This is a genomic window from Mucilaginibacter sp. (genome assembly GCF_965225845.1).
Lineage (GTDB): Bacteria > Bacteroidota > Bacteroidia > Sphingobacteriales > Sphingobacteriaceae > Mucilaginibacter.
Window position 1 is genome coordinate 280,159 of the sequence record NZ_CBDDBL010000001.1, and the last position, 23,195, is coordinate 303,353.

At 40.3% G+C, this 23,195-nt stretch carries 20 protein-coding genes; 9 read left to right on the forward strand and 11 right to left on the reverse strand.

Annotation, left to right across the window (positions count from 1 at the left end; genetic code table 11):
• Nucleotides 1-43: 43 nt before the first annotated feature.
• On the reverse strand, nucleotides 44-496 hold the full coding sequence (locus ACYZ0U_RS01285; protein ID WP_461448999.1) for a 3-oxoacyl-ACP synthase: 453 nt from the start codon (nucleotides 494-496) through the stop codon (nucleotides 44-46).
• Between the two features lie 79 nt (nucleotides 497-575).
• Between ACYZ0U_RS01285 and ACYZ0U_RS01290 the strand changes: the two genes are divergently transcribed.
• A complete protein-coding gene (locus ACYZ0U_RS01290) occupies nucleotides 576-1,289 on the forward strand; it encodes a hypothetical protein (protein ID WP_461449001.1) in 714 nt (237 codons plus the stop codon).
• Between the two features lie 193 nt (nucleotides 1,290-1,482).
• On the opposite strand, the gene ACYZ0U_RS01295 is transcribed toward ACYZ0U_RS01290, so the two are convergent.
• A complete protein-coding gene (locus ACYZ0U_RS01295; protein ID WP_461449003.1) occupies nucleotides 1,483-2,283 on the reverse strand; it encodes an alpha/beta hydrolase in 801 nt (266 codons plus the stop codon).
• 507 nt (nucleotides 2,284-2,790) lie between these two features.
• Here ACYZ0U_RS01295 and ACYZ0U_RS01300 point away from each other — a divergent pair.
• Nucleotides 2,791-4,671, forward strand: coding sequence for a DEAD/DEAH box helicase (locus ACYZ0U_RS01300; protein WP_461449006.1), 1,881 nt, complete (start codon nucleotides 2,791-2,793; stop codon nucleotides 4,669-4,671).
• Nucleotides 4,672-4,764: 93 nt separating this feature from the next.
• Here ACYZ0U_RS01300 and ACYZ0U_RS01305 read toward each other — a convergent pair whose 3' ends face one another.
• The 5 genes from ACYZ0U_RS01305 to ACYZ0U_RS01325 all read right to left on the reverse strand — a co-directional run bounded on the left by ACYZ0U_RS01305 (nucleotide 4,765) and on the right by ACYZ0U_RS01325 (nucleotide 9,387).
• Nucleotides 4,765-5,091: a hypothetical protein gene (locus ACYZ0U_RS01305; RefSeq protein WP_461449008.1), complete on the reverse strand. Its 327-nt coding sequence runs from the start codon at nucleotides 5,089-5,091 to the stop codon at nucleotides 4,765-4,767.
• A 44-nt stretch (nucleotides 5,092-5,135) separates the two neighbouring features.
• Complete coding sequence (locus ACYZ0U_RS01310; RefSeq protein WP_461449010.1) at nucleotides 5,136-5,411, reverse strand: hypothetical protein; 276 nt, start codon at nucleotides 5,409-5,411, stop codon at nucleotides 5,136-5,138.
• Between the two features lie 25 nt (nucleotides 5,412-5,436).
• Nucleotides 5,437-6,444: an NAD(P)H-dependent glycerol-3-phosphate dehydrogenase gene (locus ACYZ0U_RS01315; RefSeq protein WP_461449012.1), complete on the reverse strand. Its 1,008-nt coding sequence runs from the start codon at nucleotides 6,442-6,444 to the stop codon at nucleotides 5,437-5,439.
• A gap of 152 nt (nucleotides 6,445-6,596) precedes the next feature.
• Nucleotides 6,597-7,928: an efflux RND transporter periplasmic adaptor subunit gene (locus tag ACYZ0U_RS01320; protein WP_461449014.1), complete on the reverse strand. Its 1,332-nt coding sequence runs from the start codon at nucleotides 7,926-7,928 to the stop codon at nucleotides 6,597-6,599.
• Between the two features lie 67 nt (nucleotides 7,929-7,995).
• Complete coding sequence (locus tag ACYZ0U_RS01325) at nucleotides 7,996-9,387, reverse strand: TolC family protein (RefSeq protein ID WP_461449016.1); 1,392 nt, start codon at nucleotides 9,385-9,387, stop codon at nucleotides 7,996-7,998.
• Nucleotides 9,388-9,468: 81 nt separating this feature from the next.
• On the opposite strand from ACYZ0U_RS01325, the gene ACYZ0U_RS01330 reads away from it, so the two are divergent.
• The 3 genes from ACYZ0U_RS01330 (at nucleotide 9,469) to ACYZ0U_RS01340 (ending at nucleotide 13,651) form a co-directional block, all read left to right on the forward strand.
• Nucleotides 9,469-10,089, forward strand: coding sequence for a polysaccharide deacetylase family protein (locus ACYZ0U_RS01330; protein ID WP_461449018.1), 621 nt, complete (start codon nucleotides 9,469-9,471; stop codon nucleotides 10,087-10,089).
• Between the two features lie 812 nt (nucleotides 10,090-10,901).
• Nucleotides 10,902-13,106, forward strand: coding sequence for a transglycosylase domain-containing protein (locus ACYZ0U_RS01335; protein WP_461449020.1), 2,205 nt, complete (start codon nucleotides 10,902-10,904; stop codon nucleotides 13,104-13,106).
• A gap of 158 nt (nucleotides 13,107-13,264) precedes the next feature.
• Nucleotides 13,265-13,651: an RNA recognition motif domain-containing protein gene (locus tag ACYZ0U_RS01340; RefSeq protein ID WP_461449022.1), complete on the forward strand. Its 387-nt coding sequence runs from the start codon at nucleotides 13,265-13,267 to the stop codon at nucleotides 13,649-13,651.
• Nucleotides 13,652-13,850: 199 nt separating this feature from the next.
• Here the strand turns inward: ACYZ0U_RS01340 and ACYZ0U_RS01345 are convergent, their stop codons facing one another.
• Nucleotides 13,851-14,033 carry a hypothetical protein gene (locus ACYZ0U_RS01345; protein WP_461449024.1) on the reverse strand — a complete coding sequence of 61 codons (183 nt, stop codon included), beginning with the start codon at nucleotides 14,031-14,033 and terminating at the stop codon, nucleotides 13,851-13,853.
• A 260-nt stretch (nucleotides 14,034-14,293) separates the two neighbouring features.
• On the opposite strand from ACYZ0U_RS01345, the gene ACYZ0U_RS01350 reads away from it, so the two are divergent.
• On the forward strand, nucleotides 14,294-14,728 hold the full coding sequence (locus tag ACYZ0U_RS01350; RefSeq protein WP_461449026.1) for a hypothetical protein: 435 nt from the start codon (nucleotides 14,294-14,296) through the stop codon (nucleotides 14,726-14,728).
• Between the two features lie 15 nt (nucleotides 14,729-14,743).
• Here the strand turns inward: ACYZ0U_RS01350 and ACYZ0U_RS01355 are convergent, their stop codons facing one another.
• From ACYZ0U_RS01355 to ACYZ0U_RS01365, 3 genes are all read right to left on the reverse strand, one after another.
• Complete coding sequence (locus ACYZ0U_RS01355) at nucleotides 14,744-15,322, reverse strand: YdeI/OmpD-associated family protein (protein WP_461449028.1); 579 nt, start codon at nucleotides 15,320-15,322, stop codon at nucleotides 14,744-14,746.
• Between the two features lie 66 nt (nucleotides 15,323-15,388).
• A complete protein-coding gene (locus ACYZ0U_RS01360) occupies nucleotides 15,389-16,333 on the reverse strand; it encodes a PAS domain S-box protein (protein WP_461449030.1) in 945 nt (314 codons plus the stop codon).
• Nucleotides 16,334-16,451: 118 nt separating this feature from the next.
• Complete coding sequence (locus tag ACYZ0U_RS01365; protein WP_461449032.1) at nucleotides 16,452-17,177, reverse strand: glycosyltransferase family 2 protein; 726 nt, start codon at nucleotides 17,175-17,177, stop codon at nucleotides 16,452-16,454.
• A 253-nt stretch (nucleotides 17,178-17,430) separates the two neighbouring features.
• Here ACYZ0U_RS01365 and ACYZ0U_RS01370 point away from each other — a divergent pair, with 253 nt between their 5' ends.
• From ACYZ0U_RS01370 to ACYZ0U_RS01380, 3 genes are read left to right on the forward strand one after another with little or no spacing between them, the layout of a single operon-like run.
• On the forward strand, nucleotides 17,431-18,702 hold the full coding sequence (locus ACYZ0U_RS01370; RefSeq protein ID WP_461449034.1) for a TolC family protein: 1,272 nt from the start codon (nucleotides 17,431-17,433) through the stop codon (nucleotides 18,700-18,702).
• A 23-nt stretch (nucleotides 18,703-18,725) separates the two neighbouring features.
• Complete coding sequence (locus ACYZ0U_RS01375) at nucleotides 18,726-19,826, forward strand: efflux RND transporter periplasmic adaptor subunit (protein ID WP_461449036.1); 1,101 nt, start codon at nucleotides 18,726-18,728, stop codon at nucleotides 19,824-19,826.
• A 22-nt stretch (nucleotides 19,827-19,848) separates the two neighbouring features.
• Nucleotides 19,849-23,001, forward strand: coding sequence for an efflux RND transporter permease subunit (locus ACYZ0U_RS01380; protein WP_461449038.1), 3,153 nt, complete (start codon nucleotides 19,849-19,851; stop codon nucleotides 22,999-23,001).
• The last annotated feature ends 194 nt before the right edge of the window (nucleotides 23,002-23,195 follow it).

Genomic DNA, 23,195 nt, shown 5'->3' on the forward strand with positions numbered 1-23,195 from the left:
ACTTTACAGATTTTTCGCTCTGCTCAAAATAACAACTTGGAAATTACAAAACCTCTAAAATCTTATAACTCTTACCGTTCACGTCAAATTCCTCCCCTGCTTTTTTGCCCAGCATTTTTATGACTATAGGCGCCGCTGCCGATACAGCAAAGTAATTTTCATCATCTACTTTTAATGTTCCTGCGCTTATTGCGATGTAAAACTTACCGTTATCAGTTATTACTACACTGCCGGTATCAACTGTATCTGAATTTCCCTTGATACTAATGCCGGTTAACGCTACCATTAGTTTATTAGCCTCATTAACCTGTATAGTGTTACGGTCCTTCTCCTGCTGCATCATGGCACGGCCGGTTTCATATTTGTCGCCCGCGCTGCTTTTGGTATCGTCGTTTGATGCCTTTTCGGCATCCTTATAAGCATCTTCGGCAGCAGCCATACGGGCTTGTACGTAGGCAACACATTGATTATAAAGTTCTTGTTTGATGTCGGACATATCATTTAATAATCAACAAAGGAATGGATAATTTATCTATATTTAATTATCAAAGCCCTAATACAACATCTATCACAATATGAAAAAAGCATCAATTGGAGGTTTATTTTTAGCCTTAAGTCTGTTTGGCTGTAACCAGCCTAAAAAACAGTCGCCACTCAAAAAAACAGATTCTATAAATAAAGATAGCGTAATACTACAAAGCAATAAATCTGATGCAAATAATGTTATGTCTGATTCCATTGCTGATAAAAAAGATATTCAAGCATTGATCCGCAAAGTTTTACTTTGGGCCGAATCTGGAAAAGCACCCGACCTGACGCCTGTAATCACTGATAGCAAAGACAGCCTTTGTATTGGCTTTGATGATGAAAAGGTGAAAGCCAATCTTAAAATATTCAAATCCACCGGATATTTTTCCGATGAATTTATTGACAATTATCATAATATACTTTCAACACTCGAACAAGAAATGAAGAATAAGCGATTTGCGCCCTGGTCGACCGGAGAATTGCCGCCATATAACTTTGCAAATGATGTTGACCCATGGAGTGACTGCCAGGATGTTCCGTACGACAAGCCTAATGCTTATAGTTTGGTTGATGTGCATGTAGTAAGCCTAAATAAGGAAGAAGGAGAATTGTATTGGACGTGGGGCAGGATTGGAATAAATACCGATAATTCACCCGATGAATTCAGATATAAATTCAAGGTAAAAAAAGAAGGCAATAAATGGAAGATATCCTACCTGGAAGGATTTGATTTTGAGCAAAGCGTAAAATACACTGCATAGTTTATTGAAAAAATAAAAGCCCCCTTGCACTCGCTGCTTGGGGGCTTTCAACCTAAACCTTATCACAATGTATGTAAGAATCACATACTGCTTATATTAACGTAATATTGTACCGCTTGGATATGTCAAAATGAAAAAAAATCTCATCCTTACAGTAAGATGATAATAATTAACTGTAGCAAGGGTGATACCGCTATAAATAAGCAGCAAAAAACTTAAGCGTACTCACTATTCGCGTCGCCCAGTATGACCATTCATGACCGCCTTTATATTCCTCATAAAGATGCTGGATGCCTTCATTTTGCAATTGGCGGTGCAGTTCGCGGTTATATTTAACCAACAGATCATCATCACCACAATCAAAACGGAACGGCGGCAGCTCTTTACGATAGTGCTTTAGGGTTGCCAGCACATCCTCGTCAATAATATTTACCTGGCAATAGCTTTTAAGTGGTTCCTCCACAAAAAATTTAATTTGCGCCAAGCTGGTAACCGATGAAAGGCCCGACATAGCCCTGAATTTTTTATTGTATTTGGCCCCTAACTTTAAAGCACCAAAACCACCTAAGGATAATCCCGCGATAAACAATGGCGAATCCGCTGTTGCCCCTTTAATGGTTTCTATGAGGGCGTTATGCACATCATCCACTATCCACTTCTCAAAATTTAAATTATCATGGGGCATATAGGCAGACCCATCGCCCCACATTCCGTCAGACGGCATCGCCAGGATCATAGGCGGCAGATCATTATTCCTGATGAGCTCATCAACTTTAAGATGGACACCCGCCTGGTAAGTCCAGTTCCAGGCACTGCCATAAGCGCCATGCAGCAGGATAACAATGGGCAAAGTGCATGCGGAGCTTGTACCTGGCGGTACGTAAACACAAATATCGCCACGGCCTTTTAAATTAGCTGTTTTAACCGTGATGAACCTGAGATTATTACTTTCAAACTGAGGGTCGGATACTTCAATACTTCTGAATACGGACATTATTTATACGATATGATAAATGCATTTAGCATTTCGAAGCCCGGCGATTTGCAGGATTTAATTAATTGATAAATAAAAAGGCATAGTTAAATAGCTGATGCACAATTTTTTGACCTAATAACACGAACATAGATAAATAGCAATTGAAATAAACTTTTATATAGGTTAAAAACAAGGGAAAATTAGGTAATTTTTTGAATAAATTATTCCCGATAGCTCTAAATAAATGGCATTTTGTGTATCATTTTTGTTATAATTAATTTTTGCCTATTAATTAAGCATGTATGTATTTTCATGATCACTATTCTGAACTTTACAAAATATAATTTTGATTTCAAGGTTATCTTTTAATGAATTTATTGTTAGGATTATAAAACGTGCCGCTAAATAATGATCATTAAAAGATATGCTTAAATTTTCACTATAAATCAGGACTTGGAATTGTTAAATATTAGCCTTACCTTTGCGCCCGATTTGACGATGTTGTCAAATTCGTTATTTAAATTCATGAACCCATTTATTCAACTGGGAATCCGTCATGATATTGTTAATGCCATCTCTGAGTTAGGGTTCGAAAACCCTACGCCAATCCAGGAACAGTCAATTCCGGTATTGTTAACAGGCAGCAACGATTTTGTCGGATTAGCCCAAACCGGGACCGGTAAGACTGCTGCCTTTGGCCTACCATTATTAGAACTGCTGGATTTTGAAGAAAATTATCCGCAGGCGCTTATTTTGTGCCCAACGCGCGAACTTTGTTTACAGATTACGAACGATCTGAACAACTACTCTAAAAATATGCCCAACGTACACGTTGTTGCGGTATATGGCGGAGCAAGTATCTCTGATCAATTACGCCAGATTAAGCGTGGAGTGCAAATTGTTGTTGCAACTCCCGGCCGTATGCTTGATATTATCAATCGTAAAGCGATTGATTTTTCGAAGGTGAAATTTGTAGTATTAGACGAAGCTGATGAAATGCTCAACATGGGCTTTCAGGAAGACATTGACAGTATTCTATCTACAACACCCGACGAGAAAAAAACATGGCTGTTTTCAGCCACCATGCCTACTGAAGTTCGCAGGATCGCCAAAAAATACATGACCGATCCTCATGAGCTTACAATGGGCACAAAAAACACCGGTAATGCTAACATTGAACACGAATATTATATCATCCGTGCCCGTGACAAGTATGCCGCGTTCAAACGTATTGTTGATTTCAATCCGGAGATCTTCGGTATCGTATTTTGCCGTACTAAAATTGAAACACAGGAAATAGCCGAATCTTTAATTAAAGATGGTTACAATGCTGATGCTTTACACGGCGATTTATCGCAACAACAACGCGATAAGGTAATGAAACGTTACCGCGACCGCAGCTTACAGTTGCTTATTGCTACTGACGTTGCTGCGCGTGGTATTGATGTTAATGATGTAACACACGTTATTAACTACTCGTTACCTGATGAGATAGAGAATTACACCCACCGTAGCGGCCGTACAGCCCGTGCAGGTAAAACAGGTGTATCAATCGCTATCATTAACGGTAAAGAACTTGGTAAAATACGCCAGTTAGAGCGTGTTATCGGCAAAAAGTTTGTTAAAGCTGAAATACCAACCGGGTTTGATGTTGTAGAAAAACAATTATTTGCCCTGGTACATAAAGTACATAATGTTGAAGTTAACGAGCAGCAAATTGAACAATACATCCCACGTATTATGGATGAGTTTAAAGAGCTGAGTAAAGAGGATATCATTAAACGCTTTGCATCGTTAGAGTTTAACCGCTTTTTAGAATATTACAAAAACGCGCCTGATTTGAACGCGCCTGCTGATGACCGTGTTAGGTTTGAAGGCGAGCGTGGTGAAAGAGGCGAGCGTGCACCACGTGCCGGATCAGCAGAGTTTACACGTTTGTTTATAAACTTAGGTTCTGTTGATGAATTTAATCGTGGCGATCTGTTAGGTTACATTTGCAACAACACCAAAATAAGCGGCCGTACAGTTGGCAAGATCGATGTTAAGGGTGTTTACTCTTTCTTTGAAGTAGCTAATGCAGACGTTGAAAAAGTAATGACCGGATTTAAAGGCATTGACTTTAAGGGCCGCGAAGTTAGGATAGAAGTATCTGGCGAAGGCACAAGCAGCACCCGTCCCGAAGGCGAAAGACGCCAGGGCGGTGGTGGTTACAGCGGCGGCGGCAGATCTGGTGGCGGCGGTTACAACCGTGACCGTAGCAGCGGTGGTGGTGAAAGACGCGAAGGTGGCTTTAACCGCGAACGTAGCAGCACAGGTGGCGAAAGACGTGAAGGCGGAGCCGGTGGTTTCCGTGATTTCTCCGGCAAACGCCGTGAAGATCGCCCGGAACGCCGTAAAAGATTTTAGTTTTTTTAGTTTTCATACCGCATCCCGTAGTGGGGATGCAATTAGTTTAGTTAGTTTAGTTATGCCTCCGGATTAGTTACCCGGAGGCTTTTTTTATTTACTAAACTCAACTAAGGTTGAATCAGGCGTAAACAGCTTTAATACATGCTCATCCAAATGCTTGATAGCATATTTGGTGTAAGGCAAATTACCCTCGAACGAAGTATAGATCGTATCGCCTTTAACAAAATAATCTTCCGGCTCTGGTGAATCCTTGGCCATCATAAAACCTTTATCGGTAATATTAAGCTTGCTGCCATCGGCGGTTGATTTCCATTCCCCTATTAAATTAGGATCCCTTTTTTGCTTAGGCGAACAGGCAACTGACATCAGCATTACAGCACAAGCGAGGCTGATGATCAAAAAAGTTATTGTTTTCATTTTTGGGCGATACGAAAAATTGAAACTAAGATTAACATTCGATATTATTCGTTTCTTAACTGAGATTTTTTCAGATAATATTTATGACCTTTTGAATTCACGTAGTAGTAGTGTGAATATTTATCGATGTAGATGGTTTGTCCGCCCGGGCCTTTTTTACCATCGTATTTTCTGTCGACAATAGCTGCTTTGCTTTTTGCAGCAATTTCCGATGTTTTATGGCCTACGTCTTTGGCATCCTGTTTAACCGTTTGGGCATGGCCCAATGTAACAGAGAATATTCCTGTTGCTAATAAAGCAACCTTTAGTGCATTTTTCATATTGTATGAGTTTGTGTTTGCAATACTAACTCAAATGCTCGGCCAAATGTTTCATTTCAATTGCGGGTGAATGTTTCTGGTAGAGGATATTGTACACAGCGTCACAAATCGGCATATGTACGCTATAACTTTTATTCACTTCGTGGAGGCAATTTACAGCGTAGTAACCTTCTGCAACCATATTCATTTCCAGTTGGGCCGACTTTACCGTGTAACCCTTACCGATCATATTACCAAAGGTACGGTTACGGCTGAATTGCGAGTACGCGGTAACCATCAAATCGCCTAGGTAGGCTGATTCTTTAATGTCACGATCAATGGGATGCACCGTATCTACAAAACGCTCCAGTTCGCGTATCGCGTTTGAGATTAGTACAGCCTGAAAATTATCGCCATAACCAACACCGTGACAAATACCGCCTGCTATGGCGTAAACGTTCTTCAATACTGCACCATATTCGGTACCATAAATATCATCGGATACATTGGTTTTGATGTAGCGGGTGTTGATGAGCCCGGCAAATTCGGCTGCCAGTTCAATATCACTGGATGCTATAGTGAGATATGATAATTTTTCCAGCGCAACCTCTTCGGCATGACAAGGCCCACTGATCACGATGAAATTATTAAAAGATAAGTTGTAATGCTGGTTCAAAAACTCGCCGACAATTTGATTTTCATCGGGTACTATTCCTTTTATAGCAGATATGACCTTTTTCCCCGCAAAATCTTCAGGAGTAATACCCTCCAAAGCCTGCTTTAAAAACGCGGCGGGTACATTTAATAAAATAAAGTCGGCGCTTTGAATGATGTGCTTAAGGTCAGTAGAAATATTACAAGGCGGCATTTTAACATCAACCGAACTGAGGTAATTGGGGTTATGCTTAAACTTTTGGATATGCTCAACCGCCTGGGCATTGCGCATCCACCAAAAAACCTCTTTGTCTTTAATGTTATCAGTTAGCATTTTAACGTTGGCTGTAGCCCAGCTACCGCCACCAACAACTGCTACCCTGTGTATTTGCTTGTCCATTTCAAATAAAAAGTCCCGCTGCTGAAAATTGTTTTTCAAGCAGCGGGACAAATATATGGGAATAGATGTGAGATATTAGATTTGAGACGTGAGATTTTTATTTGGGTTCGAACCTATCTCAAATCTCACGTCTCAAATCTAATATCTAAATTCTAATTAGCCGGTTTATCAAATAACTTCGACTTATCAACCTTTTCAACCAGCATACCATCTTTCAGATCTTTCGAGATAGCGGCATAAGGCGCAGAAACCACTTCATCACCGTCTTTTAAGCCTGATAAGATCTGGATATAAGTATCATCCTGGATACCTGTGGTAACCAAAACCTGTTTGATCTTACCTGCCTTGTAAACAAAAACATATTCCTTAACAGGCGCATTCATTTTTGCAGCCTGCGAATCGTCATCAGTTTTAGGCTTGCCTGATTTATTTGGTTCTTCGCGGGTAGTAACTGCCTGTATCGGCACCGACAATCCTTTTACATCATTCGTCCTGATGTAAACAGTAGCAGTCAATCCCGGGCGGAACGGTGATGGGTTAGCAGCGGTCTTTTTCAACAGGTTCATATATGATTCCGGGTTGATCCTTACTTTAACCGTAAAGTTGGTTACCTGGTCGGCATTAGTACCAACCACGTTTGCCGAGCTGCCTATTTCAGACACAGCACCAGCGAATTTTTTATCGGCAAAGGCATCTACATCAATATTTGATGAATCGCCCATTTCAATCCGGTTAATATCGTTCTCGTTCACATCAACATTCACATCTAATTTAGACAGATCAGAAACCGTCATGATGTCGGTACCGGCAAATTGGATAGTTCCTAACACACGGTCGCCTTTTTCTACTGACAATTTGGAGATCACACCATCGATTGGAGAGTAAATACTCGTTTTGTCCAGATCAGCCTGTGCTTCCTGTACCGAAGCAGACGACTGCGCCAATCCAAAGTTTGACCCGATCACATTTTGCCTCGCAGCTTCTAAAGCGGCTTTAGCCCCTTCGTAACTGGCTTTAGCGGCTTCAAACTCGGCAACAGTTAATACTTTATTATCTAAAAGAGATTTATCACGGTTGTAAATCGATTGCTGATTTTCGAAAGTAGCCTGTGCTTGCGCCAGCATTTGTTTTGAATTACCCACACTTGCCTTTTGAGAATTGTAAGATGCAACCGCGCGCTCATAACCTGATTTCAAAACATCAGGCCTGATCTTACAAAGCAACTGGCCTTTCTTAACCACATCGCCTTCTTTAACCGGCAGCTCAACAATTTCACCCGATACCTCTGCAGTGATCTTCACTTCCATGTGCGGTTTAATTTTACCACTGGCAGTAACCGTTTCGGTAATTTCACGCACGGCTGCTTTTTCAGTGGCAACCTGTGTCTTTTTTGGTCCGCCTATTACGCCGGTTACCACAAGCGCAACTAAAAGCACGGCCAAAACGCCAAGCACTATCAATATGTATTTAGTAGTTTTTCCCATGATTATTTTTATTCAGATGTCGGATTTTCGATTTCGGATTTATTAATTTCTTTATATTATGTTGCCCTTATAATACTATCGGGTTACCCAAATAGTAATCAATTACTTTACTGCGGAAGATGAGCGTATACTTTGCTTGTATCATATCATTCTCTGATTTTTCGTAATTGGTTAACGATGTATTGTAATCCAGGGAGTTTACCAGCCCAACATTATAGCGTTGTTGCACAACATTAAAGGCTTCCTTATTGGCCTGATATGTTTGTTGCGCCGATATGTAACTTTTTTGCGCGGCCTGCACATCCAGCAAAGCCTGTAAAATGGTTTTGCTTAGCGTTATACGTGCAAGATCGGTAGTAACCCGGGCGTACTCGTAATTCAGCTTAGCTTTTTTTACTGATGTGTGCGCTGTAAAGTGGTTAAATATCGGGATCTGCAAAGTTATGCCGAAACTCTGGTTAAAGTTATCGTCGAACTGGCGTGTAAATGAATATGGACCATAGATAGGTTCGGAAACCTGGGTAACACTTTGCACCGTTTGATTGGTACCTGTAACCGTACCAATAGTTTCAAAAGCAAGCGGCGTACTGCCAACAACCCTGTATTTAATATTCGCGCTTGAGTAATAAGAAGCCAAACCGCCGTATAAAGCAACCGTCGGGTAGTAATTACCCTTAGCTATTTTAATTTGCTGCTCGTAGCTTTTTTGTTGCAGCTCAGCTAATTTAACATCCGGGTTAACGCCTAATGCGGTTTTGATAACATCGTCAGCATTAAACAAAGTTTGGATGTTATCCATTTTGCTTATGTCCGGTTTTTCTACAACAATATCCGAATCTGCGCTCATTTCCATATACTGCTTTAAAGTAAGAATGGAGGATGCATATTGATTTTCAGCAGTAGTTAGGTTCAAATCAGCGGTAGACAAGCCTGCCTTAGCCTGTGAAAGATCAGCCAGCGTTTGGTTCCCGGCATCAAAATTCTTTTGTGACCGGTCGAGGGTTATTTTGGCGATATCAATCTGTTGTTTTGCTGCCGCGATCAGGTCCTGGTTGGTTAATATCTGCAAATAATCAACCACCACGTTTAATACCAGGTCGTTTTTTACTTTAGCAGTGCTGGTTTTATCAGCGTCAAGAATAATTTTATTCTCGATGATCTGGTTACGCAACTGCCCGCCCTGGAAAAGCACTTCCTGAAAAGTAGCCTGCGCGTTAACGTTAAATATAGTTTGATTGGCGTAAGCGTAAGCACCTGCTACCGGGCTGCGGCCAAAACCATAACCGGCAGATGGGTTAGCACTTAAAGTTGGATATAAATTGAATCTGCTTTGGTCAACATCTGCCTTGGCAAGCGACTCAGTGATCTGGGCCTGTTTAATAGTAAGGTTGTTTTGCAGCGTAAGGTCGATGGCTTTTTGCAGGGTGATGACCTGCTGCGCATGGGCGGTAACACTCATAATCGCTACAATTGCGACACTGAGGATACTCACTCGTTTAAATTTTAAACTATATAAAGTCATAAGGTTATATTTGTTGTTATGTACCTGGTTAAATCACCCTGGCTGTTAAAAAAACTGTATCCTGCTTTAATATGGGATGTAAAACCCGCCAAACCTTGCATTTATCTCACTTTTGACGATGGACCTATCCCCATTGTTACACCGTTTGTGTTAAATATTTTACAGCAATACCACGCTAAAGCTACATTTTTTTGTATTGGCGACAATGTAAGCAAACATCCCGAAATTTTCGACCATGTAAAATCCGCCGGCCATGTCATCGGCAACCATACCTTTAACCATCTTAAAGGCTGGAAAACGCCTGACGACATATATCTTGAAAACACTTTAAAAGCAGATGAACTGCTACACACCGATCTGTTTCGCCCGCCGTATGGGCGCATCAAAAGGTCGCAAATAAAGTTGTTAAAAAGTGTTAAGCCCGAAATTAAAATTGTGATGTGGGATGTGCTGAGCGGTGACTTTGATATTAACCTCTCGCCCGAGAAATGTTTGCATAATATTTTGAAGCATACCGAAAGCGGATCGATAGTTGTGTTTCATGATAGTTTGAAAGCGTTTGACAGGCTGGAATATGTTTTGCCGAGGGCGATGGAGGTTTGGAAAAGGAATGGGTATGAGTTTGGAGTGTTGTATTGAAATGCTAAATTAGAGCGGTGGTAAAAACTAAGCCTAAATCAAATTTGTTTTATCGCATATCATTTTGGGTGATGATGTATTGTCTGTTCAGTTTAACATTTGGACATATTATTCCCATTTATTTCCAAGATAATAAATTAAGAGAAAATTATCATCTAAGCATTTATGCAATATTTATTATCACACTTGTAGTTACATGTTTTGGCCGATATTATAAACCTGAGAAAAAAAATGGGATTTATGTGGCTATTTCATCTGTTGTTATCGGAGCGAGTGTGTTTATCATCACTTTTTCTTTGTAATTTTAAGTTCTTTAGCTATTTGGACAGATTCAGCTATTATTTATATCAATAAAAAAAACCCGGATTTAAAAATTGTAAGGCGGTATCTAAATGAAGGTGATTTTGGTGTCGGCACTGAACCAAATGAATATGAAACTGTTTTTTTAAGGCCCATAACTCCTTTACTTAAATTGGAAACAGCCGTCGATACCAATAAACTAAATAAAAGTGATTGGTTAAGAGCGCATTAAATTTTTTGTATTTCAAAGAACATTTTATACGCTTTCACAAGCATATGTTTACCGGTACATACAAATTTCGGGAAAGTATTTGGGATAAATACTGACACTATTTTGTCAGTAGTCGCTAACCCGATCTTGATTCGCCCCTAATAGCTGTAACGTAGGTAAGCCTCCCGAAGTAAAAAACCGGCTACAAAAACCTGCTATTAACAGCCCTTAAGAAACATTTTATTGATCTTCACGTTTCTCTCCTACAACATTTAGTTTAGTTTTGAGTAAATTTTTTTAGATGCGCCGCTTCCAGCCTAAATATATCCGTATTGCCGCTATTGTTATTATTGTTTTAGTGATCCTGCTGGGAATAGGTGGTTACATCGCTTATTCCAAACGCGAGGCTATTTTAGAGCATGAGATTGCCAAAGCCGAGCAAAAAGCAAAAAGCGAGTATAATCTCGACATTAAAATAGGCTCTGCTAATTTTAGCGGCTTAAGCACGGTTGCTTTTTCTGACATTACCATTGTACCGGCCGGGCGCGATAGTTTGCTCGACATTAAAAAGCTATCCATCACGGTAAAATTATTGCCGCTAATTTTGGGTGATGTTAAACTGGCGGATGTAAACCTGGAGCAAGGCCATTTAAACCTGACAGACAGCAACAAGGTTAAAAACTTCTATTTTTTATTCCGGCATAAAATGGATACAACCAGCACCGCACCTAAAACTAACCTGGCAACGGTTGCCAATAACCTGATCAACGAGTTTTTATATAAAATTCCGGATAACCTCGACCTCAAAAACTTCCTGGTAACTTTTAAGGGTGATAGCAGCAAGATCAGCCTGCTTACCACAACCGCTACGATTAAAGATGGCTTCCTGACCTCAAATATTAACGTTGACAACGGTACCGCTACCTGGCACTTTACAGGTAAAATGCATCCATCAGATAAAGAAATAGCCATTAAGCTTTATGCTGATAACGGTAAAAAAATAGAGTTGCCCGTTATTGAAAAGAAATTTAAAACCACCTTTAACTTTGATACCATAACCACCCGTCTGGATAAAGTTAAACGCGATGGTGATGAAACACAGATCTATGGTTCATGGTCGGTGAGTAATTTGCTGATCAATAATCCGCGATTGTCTGAAAATAATATTATTATCCCTTCGGCTTCAATAGATGCCAACGTATTCGTTGGTCCAAATTATGTATCGTTAGATAGCTCGTCGCTTATCCATTTAAAAAATGCTTCGGCTCATCCATTTATAAAATATACGCTCAGCCCGGTTAAAATTTACGAGCTGAAGGTTAACACGGGTTGGTTGAATGCGCAGGACCTTTTCGACTCTTTCCCAACCGGGATGTTTGAAACCTTCCAAGGGATAAAAGTCGCAGGTAAATTAAATTACAGTCTGAATTTCTTCTTAAATACTGCTGACCCTGATAACGTACAGTTCAATTCACAACTAAATAAAGATAAGGAATTCCACATCATCCAGTTTGGAAAAACAGACCTTACCAAGCTAAACAGGCCGTTTATGCAGCAGCCTTACGAGGTAAAATCTCAACCGCCACCGTTTATGGTGGGCCCGCAAAATCCTGACTATACGCCATTGAGCGATATCGCGATTGATACGCGCAACGCGGTAATGACATCGGAAGACCCCACCTTTTACACCAATAACGGTTTTGTGGAGGAATCTATCCGTAAATCGATTGCTACAGACTTCAAGAAAAAGAAATTTTCGCGTGGCGGCAGTACCATATCCATGCAGCTGATCAGGAATACATTTTTGGATCGTAATAAAAACCTCGCCCGTAAGGCCGAAGAAATATTAATTGTGTGGATGATTGAGAATAACCACCTGATGACCAAGGACCGTATGCTGGAGGTTTACTTTAATATTGTGGAGTTTGGTTACCACATTTATGGTATTGGACCGGCAGCGCGCTATTATTTCGGCAAAAAACCATCGCAGCTAACTTTGGGTGAAAGTATATTTTTGGCCAGCATATTGCCAAACCCCAAGGCCGGGTTATATGCCTTTCAGCCTGATGGCACTTTGCGGCCCGGGTTACATGGCTACTTTAACCTGATAGGTAATTTAATGGCGGGGCACGGCAAAGCCCAGCGCGATAGTAATGCCTATGGTTTTTTTGATGTTAGGTTAAAAGAAAGCCAGCGCCGTGGCATAAGCAATGTTGATACAGCCAGGGTTGATAGCTTAATTCGCCAGGGTAATGATGACGATAACGATGCCACCCCTGTTGTTGAGCCAGAGAAGAAATTAAACTTCTTTCAACGCTTATTTGGTAAAAAGGATACCACGGTAAATAAGAAAGTTGTTAAGAAAGAAAAGCATTCTACCGTGGTGGATTACGGCGATGGAATACAAATAGATACCGCCGGTAAAACAAAAAAAGAGATAAGGCAGGAAAAACGCGCATTAAAAAAACAACAAAAGGAGCTTGAAAAAGAGAACAATAGTAATTAATGGGTATCAATATCATTTTAGCAGATAAAAAAACGAAGCGTAATTAAAATAAGATGAACAATAATTGCATATTAGGCTAATAATAAAACAACTTTATTATATTTGGTGTATAAACAAAATACAGGGCGAAATAAATCCGCCGTTTAAATTTAAGATTGATGAACATATTTGTAGGAAGCCTTCCTTTTAAATTAGAGGAAGCTGATTTAAAAGAACTTTTTGAAGCGTATGGCGAAGTAAGCTCCGTTAAGTTAATTAATGACAGAGAAACCGGCAGAAGCAAAGGTTTCGGATTTGTAGAAATGCCTGACGACGAAAGCGCGCAACAAGCTATTACAGCTTTGAACGGCAGCGAAGTTGGCGGCAGAACTATTGCAGTAAGCCAGGCTGAAGAAAGAAAACCAAGTGATCGCAAAAGCTTCGGCGGCGGCGGCGGTGGAAACCGTGGCGGCGGTGGTGGCTACGGCGGCGGTGGAAACCGTGGCGGTGGCGGCGGTGGTTACTCAAAAGATAACCGCGGTGGCGGCGGCGGTAGCCGTTGGTAATCCTTTAAACAGGATTTACACCTCAAAATATAAAAAGCGAACGCCTGCATATGTTAGGCGTTCGCTTTTCTATATACGCTATTTACGTAAACCTTATTGCTTGTACATATTTATTTAACCTGTTACGGGTGTGATTTTATGATGCATAAAAAGCCCGCTGATTGTAACCAGCAGGCTTCGTAATTTGTAAATTGAATAATTATAGTACAGGATGACGATCATCCTTGCCTTTGGTGCGATATTCGAGCGCGCCATCTTCGTTTACATATAAATTGCTTTTTTCAGCAGCTTTTTTAGCTTTAACTTGTTTTGGTGCAGCTAATGGAAGTATTACAACTGCCAATAACGCACTAATCTCGAACACCAGGTAAAAGGTTGACATTGCTTTTGTATTAATATTATGTTTGTATTTAATACATACGCTAATAACATGCCAAATAGTTGTAAATTTTAAAAATTACTTTCGTAACCCTATAATAACCAAAAACTTAGCAATCCGCACAACAAATTGTACGTTTTGTTGATATTTTTATATTGATACAATTATCAAGATGAAAAGGAAGTGGAGCAAATACCTTTCATTTTGAGAATAATTTAAAGGGCATATTTTCAATAGTAAGCAATAAGATCTAAAACCTGATTATGAAACTTTTAATTAACGGAGCCCTAATATTTATACTGCTATCATTTTGCCTTTACAGTTGTAAAAAAGATGAGGTTAAAACTATAAGCGGAAAGTGGTATTATGCTAAAACAATTTTAACATACTATGATGCAGGGCGGGTGTATGATACTGATACTACAAATGTTAGCGGTAGTAGTTATGCCATCAGTTTTAATAGTAACGGCACAGGCGAAACTATAAGGCCAGGCGGGGATAACAATTTTACTTATAGCTTATCAGGATCTTCATTAACCGTTGTGGTTGATACAACGTCGTCAACCGGCCAAGTAGGAACTGTAACAACAAAGCTTACTATTTTACAGCTTACTAACAGCAGTTTAAAATGGATGACTACCAACACAAGCGGGTATTATGAAGTAACTAACGAAAATGACCTGGTAAGATCCTTTTAAAGATTACCTGTTGAATTAATCATCCAGGCCCTTGCCGCTGAGTATTAGCGGGATATATTTTTCAATTCTCGCCTCGCGTGTTTTTGCCTGCTTGGGCGCAGCAAAATAAAGGTAATAAGCTTTTTGCCTGCCGGGGGTTAATGCATCAAAAGCGGTTTTTAGAGCAGGGTTTTCGTCTATCTTTTTTTGAAACTCTTCGGCAATAGTGAACTGCGCAGCTGTTTTAAATTCAACTTTTAAACCGGCTTTTTCAATCTCAACGGCTTCCATAATGTAGGCTTTCAACAGTGGCTCAAGCGTTATTATTTCATTTAAATTAGTGAACCTTATTTGGCGTGCCGATTGCACATTTGCGGTTTGCTGTACGAGTATCCCATGGTTGTCGGTCAACAAGGCTCCTTTCATAAATAAAAGCGCGCAGTAACCTTTAAATACGTGAATCAGGACGATATTGTTGTTTTGATAGGTGTAACAAGGGCAGCCCCATTTTAATTCTTCATCAAGGCCTGTTGTAAGCACAATTGACCGTAACAGTTCAATTTCTTTCTGCCATTTTTTTTCTTTAAGAAAATAAAAATCAACTTTAGGGTTCATCGGGAATTAGCAAATAAGGCGGTTTTACTAAAGTACTAATATAGAACATAATAATGTATCTATAAATTAGTTTTCGATCTTTGTATTTATTTCTTTTATAATATTATCCAGATTTTTAGCGCTTTTGTTTAAAATCGGCATAAGCTCCGTAATTTTTTCCTTATCGTCTAAATGCTCCATCAATTGTATAATGCCAACTATATTGGCCACTTCTTTCCTGATCACGTGTGAATTAAGATAAGCAAGCTCTTCCAGTGTTTTGGTGTGGGCCTGGTTAAGCATCTGGCTTTTTTTCTCCAGGGTAATATCAGTAATATATATGCCCATGCCTGATGAGTTAGGGTAAATTGTTGGGCATATCCATTTATCAGGTGTACTTAGGTATTGCTCAAATCTCTCCGACTTTGGGTCAACAAGCGCTTTTCTTATAAATTCAGCAAACCGGGTGTTTTCTATTTCAGGAAAAACATCAAAAATGTTTTTATTTAATGAGATGTTCTTTTTTGTGCTAAGGATCCTTAATGCTTCCTTGTTTATATAGGTGAATTGCAGTTTTTTATTAAGCGTGATAAACCCGTCTGTCATGGTTTCCAGGGTTTGCCTTAGTTTGGCCCAAGCTGTTTGTAGTTTCCCATTTACTACGCTTTGGCGGGTAACATCATTAATAATCACCATACGGCATTCGTGGCCCTGGTAATTAACGGTGTATGATGTAATATTAACCAATATGATATCGCCATTCTTTTTTACATGGGTGAGTTCTTTTTTTACGGATTGCCTGTCTTTAATTTTATTGATCAGCTCAATCATCTCGCCGTGTTCTTTAGGCGGCCTTATTTTAGCTAAGGTGATACTCAAAAACTCTGACCGGGAATAGCCATAGTGCCTTATTGCTGCATCATTAACAGCAAAAAATTTCAATGTATCAACTTCTACAATCCACATAGGCTGCGGATTATGGTAAAACAGTACTTTGAAACTATTTTCGGTATCCGTTATGATTTTTGACAAGGGCATTTCGGTTTAGCTTAATATATTTATTACAAGGCATTTAGCTTAATGTTTCACTTGTGTTTACATTAATTAAATATATATATCAGGCCTGCCAAAATATCTTTAAGGAACAATGCTACTTTGCCTTAAATAATCCATACTTCAAAATACAATAAATAGCGCGTACACCATCTTTCCAGCCTATCTTTTTGCCTTCCTGGTAGGTGCGGCCGTAGTAGGATATGCCTACTTCGTATAGGCGCAAATCCTCAACGCGCGATAGTTTAATGGTAACCTCAGGCTCAAATCCAAAGCGCTTTTCAGTTAACGGAATAGATTGGATCAGCGTTCTTTCAAAAAGTTTATAGCAGGTTTCCATATCGGTCAGGTTCATGTTAGCAAACGCATTTGAAAAAAACGTTAGCCAGCGGTTACCTATGGTATGCCAAAAAAATAATATCCGGTGCGGGTTATTGCCCATAAAACGCGAGCCATACACCACGTTGGCAAAACCCTTTACTACAGGTTTTAACAGGTCGTTGTATTCATCGGGGTCATATTCTAAGTCGGCATCCTGTATCAATACGTAATCCCCGGTCGCTTTAGCAATGCCGGTATGCAGCGCAGCGCCTTTGCCCTGGTTAACTTCGTGTTTATAGTATTGAAGGTTGAGGTCGGGGTTTTCCTGCTGATAAGCAAATATGGTTTTTTCAGTATCGTCGCTTGAGCAATCATTAACAATGATCAATTCCTTCTGGATATTATTGATAAGCTTAACTGATTTTATTTTGTTTAATATTAAATGGATGGTCCTGCTTTCGTTATAGGCGGGAATGATAATTGATAGTTTGCTGATTTCCATTAATATTATGCTGATGATTGACTTGTAAAATTATATTAAATTATGAAATATATTTTGTTTGCAAAATCTTAATTACATCCCGTTTTGCAAAAGCGTTATCATTTTGGTAAAAAAATCAATATTTTATTGAAATCAAGGAAGATAATCTAATGTTATTCTAATCGGATATTAAGTCAGGCTTAATTTAAGCTCCCTACCTTTGTGTACTATCTTGCAATAAATGGCAATTGTTAGATAGCTTAATATAATTAGGATGTTCAAAAATAGTATAGTAGGCTTTTTTATTGCCGGAGTTATCGGTGTTGCGGCTGTACAAACCGGGTATGCGCAAACCGATACCATTAAACTTACCGCAAAACAAGCTGAAGATCGTTTTTTAAAAGAAAATTTACAAGTGATAGCTCAGCATTATAATATTGATAACGCGCAGGCTGCTATTATAACTGCCAAGGTTTTCCCAAACCCTGATTTTAGCTTTGCTAACGGCATACATGCTACCGGGGTTTCGGATGCATTTAATGAGCAATCATTCAGCGTGTCGCAATTGTTTACCACTGCCGGTAAACGTAATAAAGGCATCCGGTTGGCAAAAATAAGTGTAGACCAGGCCCGATACCAGTTTTTCGACCTGTTGCGCACGTTAAGATTTAGTTTAAGAAGTGATTTTTATAATGTGTATTATGAGCGCCAGTCGGCCAAAGTATATGATGTGGAAATTAATTCTTTAAGCAAAACGCTTGGAGCTTTTAAGGAACAATATGCCAAAGGCAATATTGCCGAAAAGGAATTATTGCGTATCCAATCACAGCTTTACTCTTTACAAGCAGAATACGTGAGCCTGCAAACCAGCGTGGATACATCGGAAAGTGATTTGAAAATGCTGCTGCACATCCCGGCGAATACGGCAGTTGACCCGCAGGTTACTGATGCGCTTACCGGTAAAGATGTTGTAGCCGATGTTACCTACCAGCAATTGCTCGATTCGGCAGAAGTAAACCGTTACGATCTGAAAAACAGCAAAGTTGCAGTTGATTATAACAACATGAACCTGCAATTGCAAAAAGCAACCGCTGTTCCTGATGTGTCCCTATCAGTAAACTTTGATAAACTTGGTTCATACGGGCAAAATTTTGTAAGTGCCGGGGTAGGTTTTAGTTTGCCGTTCTTTAACCGTAACCAGGGCGCTATTAAACAAGCCCGGATTGCTATCGACCAAAGTAAAGTTCAATTGCAAAGCCAGCAGGACCAGGTTGAAAGCGATGTGACCACCAATTACAAAATCGCGCTAAGGCTGGAAAAAATGGCCAACAGTTTTGACCCCAAGTTTAAAGACGACTTTACACACCTGATACAGGAAGTTTACAAGAATTATGAGCAGCGTAACATCAGCATGCTTGATTTTCTTGATTTCTACGATTCATACAAAACTAATACCCTGCAAATAAACACACTGCAACTTAACCGGGTTTTATCCCTTGAGCAATTGAATTACGTTACAGGCACACCATTTTTTAATCAGCAATAAAGGCCGCAAGCCATCTACATAGAATGAAAAAATTTATAAAATATACATGCTACACACTATCAGGTTGCTTAATGCTGGGCTTCATCTCCTGCCATTCTGATGCTGATGACCAGCAGGATACAAGGCAGCCTTATGTAATACCGGATTCATTAATGCGTACGTTAAGGGTTGATACAGTGAAAGTATCACCGGTAACAGACGCTATAAAGTTTAATGGTATTGTTGATTTTAATGCCGATAAAGTGGCTAATATTTTCCCGTTGGTGAGTGGTAATGTATCGGGTATAACTGTTATGCCGGGCGACTATGTGCATGCCGGCCAGGTATTGGCTGTTGTATCAAGCGCAGAGGTTGCCAACTATAATTCAAACCTGGTGAGCGATGAAGCCAATGTGCGCTTAACAGCAAAACAACTGGCGCAGCAACAGGAAATGTTTAAAAGCGGCCTTGCGTCGCAGGTTGATGTTACCAGCGCCGAGGTTAACTACCAGCAGGCAGTTGCGGCAAAAATTGCCGCTGAAAAAATATTGAGTATTAACGGGAATAGCACTAATGGGCAGTTTGCCATTAAAACCCCGGTTAGTGGTTTTATAGTGCAAAAAAATGCCAATAATGGTATGGCTATCCGCCCCGATAATAATGCGGCATTATTCACTGTTTCCGACCTCCAGAATGTTTGGGTAGAAGCTAATGTATACGAAGAAAGCATTAGCAAAGTACATGAGGGCGATGAAGCCGATGTAACCACGATTGCTTATCCGGATAAAATATTTAAAGGTAAGGTTGATAAGATCACAAATGTGCTTGACCCGACCAGCAAGGTAATGAAAATGCGCGTGGTGCTTAATAATCCCGGTTATTTATTAAAGCCACAGATGTTTGCCACCATCACCATGTATAATAATGAGAATAAGACAGCAGTTTCCATATCAAGCAGCGACCTGGTTTTTGACAACAGCCAATATTATGTAGTGATTTACCAGGACCAAAAGCATATTGCCATACGCCCCGTTGAAATATTAAGCGCGAACGGTAAAACAACCTATATCAAAAGCGGAGTAAAGCCGGGTGAACGCATCATCGGGTCGGATGCTTTGCTTATTTACGGTTCATTAAATAATTAATCACCCAGCAAAAAATATATAAATGATCAAGTTTCTGAAGGGTGTTATAGGATTTTCGCTTAAAAACAAATACCTGATTTTGTTTTTGGCCGCCGTATTGATTATAGGCGGTGTAATTACTTTCCTGCAAATGCCTATTGAGGCTTTCCCGGATGTAACCAATACCGAGATTGATATTATTACCCAGTGGCCGGGCCAAAGTGCCGAAGAAGTTGAAAAGCTGGTAACTATCCCTATCGAGATAGCATTAAACCCGGTACAAAAAAAGACAAGCCTGCGCTCCACAACCATATTTGGCTTAAGCTATGTTAAGGTTATTTTTGATGATGGGGTACAGGACCAGGAGGCAAGGCAACAGGTAATGTTTTTGCTGGCTAATGCCAATTTACCTAACAATATTACCCCATCGGTACAGCCACCAACCGGGCCAACCGGCGAGATCTTCCGTTACACACTTAAAAGCACTTTCAGGGATGTAAGGGAGTTGAAAACCATACAGGATTGGGTGATCGACCGCCGTTTAAGGGCCATCCCGGGCATTGGCGATATCAACAGCTTTGGCGGCAAAACAAAAACATACGAGATCACAGTAGATCCTGGTAAACTGGCCAGTTTAGGGATAACTCCGCTTGATGTTTACTCCGCCGTTCAAAAAACTAATATTAACGTTGGCGGCGACATGATCGTGCAAAATAACCAGGCCTTCGCGGTGCGGGGTATTGGCTTGATCAATGATATTAACGAGATCAAAAATATTATCGTAAGCAATAACAATGGCGTGCCTGTTTTGGTTAAGGATGTGGCAACAGTATCTATATCGAATGTTCCGCGCCTGGGTTGGGTTGGGCGAAGCGATGCCATTTTTGACAAAGATGGCAAACGTTCTGTAACTGATGATGAAGATGCCGTAGAAGCTATTATTGTGATGCGAAAAGGCGAAAACCCGACCGCGGTTGTAGCCTCGCTAAAAGCAGAAATAAATAAATTAAATAACGACATACTGCCGGCTGATACCAAGATTGTACCTTATTATGATCGTTCAGACCTGATAGGCTATGCTACGCACACCGTATTGCATAACCTTATAGAGGGTATTTTGCTGGTTACATTCCTGGTATCGCTGTTTATGTTTAACTGGCGAACTACACTTATTGTATCCATAATTATTCCAATGGCTTTGCTGTTTGCTTTTATATGCCTGCACTTAATGGGCATGTCGGCCAACTTGCTTTCATTAGGCGCTGTGGATTTTGGGATCATTATAGATGGTGCGGTGGTAATGGTGGAAGGCATGTTCGTGATCCTGGATCACAAGGCCATCGCGCTGGGTATGGACCGTTTTAACAAGATCAGCAAGTTAGGGCTTATTAAAAATAACGGTGCTGTATTGGGCAAGGCTATATTTTTTGCCAAACTGATCATCATTACAGGTTTGCTGCCGGTGTTCGCGTTCCAAAAAGTTGAGGGTAAGTTGTTTTCGCCTTTGGCTTATACACTTGGCTTTGCATTATTGGGCGCATTGATCACTACACTAACGCTGGTGCCGGTTTTAATAAGCATGCTATTACGTAAAGACGTACATGAAAAGCATAACCCTTTTGTACATAACCTTACCAAATTTATGCTGTTTGGCTTTACCCAGGCCTTTAAGCAAAAAACTTTAGTGGTAACGGTTTCGCTTATTGTAATGTGTTTGGGTTTGTTCTCCTTTAAGTTTTTAGGCAGTGAGTTTTTGCCCGAACTTGATGAAGGCGCGATATGGCTTAGGGTACAGTTGCCATATAGTGTTTCGCTGGAAAAATCTATTCAAACAGCTACACAGGTACGTAAAATACTAATGACGTTTCCGCAAGTAAAATATACGGTGTCACAAACCGGGCGGCCGGATGATGGTACCGATGTTGCCGGCTTTTATAATAATGAGTTTGATGTTGTTATGTATAATGAGGACGACTGGAAACCGAAGATCACTAAAGAGGAACTGATCAGCCAGATGAATGCCAAGCTGGCTAACCTGCCGGGCGTAGACCTTAACTTTTCGCAACCGATAAGCGATAACGTTGAAGAAGCAGTATCCGGAGTTAAGGGCTCGATCGTAGTAAAGGTTTATGGCGACTCACTAAACTATATGGAGGGTAAGACTAATGAGATTTACCAAATATTAAAGGGTGTTAGAGGCATAACCGATTTGGGCGTACTTAAAAGTATAGGCTTGCCCGAGCTTGACATCAACCTGGATCAACAAAAAATGGCGCAATACGGCGTAGCTACTGCTGACGCGAACTCTGTTATTTCTATGGCAATAGGCGGGCAGGCGGCTTCAACTTTATATGAGGGTGTCAGGACATTTGATATAAGGATCCGTTTCCCCGAAGCTTTCCGTAAAACACCGGATGATATTGGTAACTTATTGGTACCAACACAAAGCGGCTCAAAAGTGCCAATAAAAGAGATTGCCAACATTATTGAAAAAACAGGACCATGCCTCATTTATCGCGACGAAAATGAACGATTCGCAACACTAAAATTCTCTATTCGCGGGCGCGATATGGGCAGTACCATTAAAGAAGCTCAGCAAAAAGTTGATGCAAAGGTTAAGCTTAAACGCGGTTATCACCTGGCATGGCAGGGCGATTTCGAAAACCAGCAACGTGCCGAGAAACGCTTAACCCAGGTAGTGCCGGTTAGCTTGGCGCTCATCTTCATGCTGCTATTCGTCATGTTCGGCAATTTTAAAGATGCATCGCTGGTATTCCTGAATGTGCCATTCGCCATTGTTGGCGGTATCGCTGCCTTATATATCACAGGTACAAACTTTAGCATATCAGCAGGTATTGGTTTCATCGCATTATTTGGTATTTGCATACAGGACGGTGTGTTGCTGATTACCGTATTTAAACACAACCTGGAAGAAATGAAAGGCCAGCGGCAGTCTTTATACACCTCGATCAGGCTTGGGGTAAACTCCAGGATCAGGCCGGTAATGATGACGGCAATGATGGCGGCTATCGGCTTATGTCCTGCTGCATTGTCGCATGGCATCGGTTCGGAAAGCTCAAGGCCATTGGCAAGGGTGGTAATCGGCGGTATATTATGCGCCATGATTTTCAGCTTATGGGTTTTTCCGTTGATTTTTGGTTGGGCATACCGTAAATCTGACCCTACGACACGATAAATAACAAAGCTTAAATGCTTTATAAAAATACTTAATACCCCTAGCTCTATTGAGTTTGTTGAAGGCATTGCGGCTTAATAGCCGCAATTGCCCGATACAAGATTTACCTGTTGATTTTTAAAAATCCTCCCTTTAATATCTTTAAATATTTATATTTAATAAATACATAAAGCTGGCAGTATGTATTTATTAAT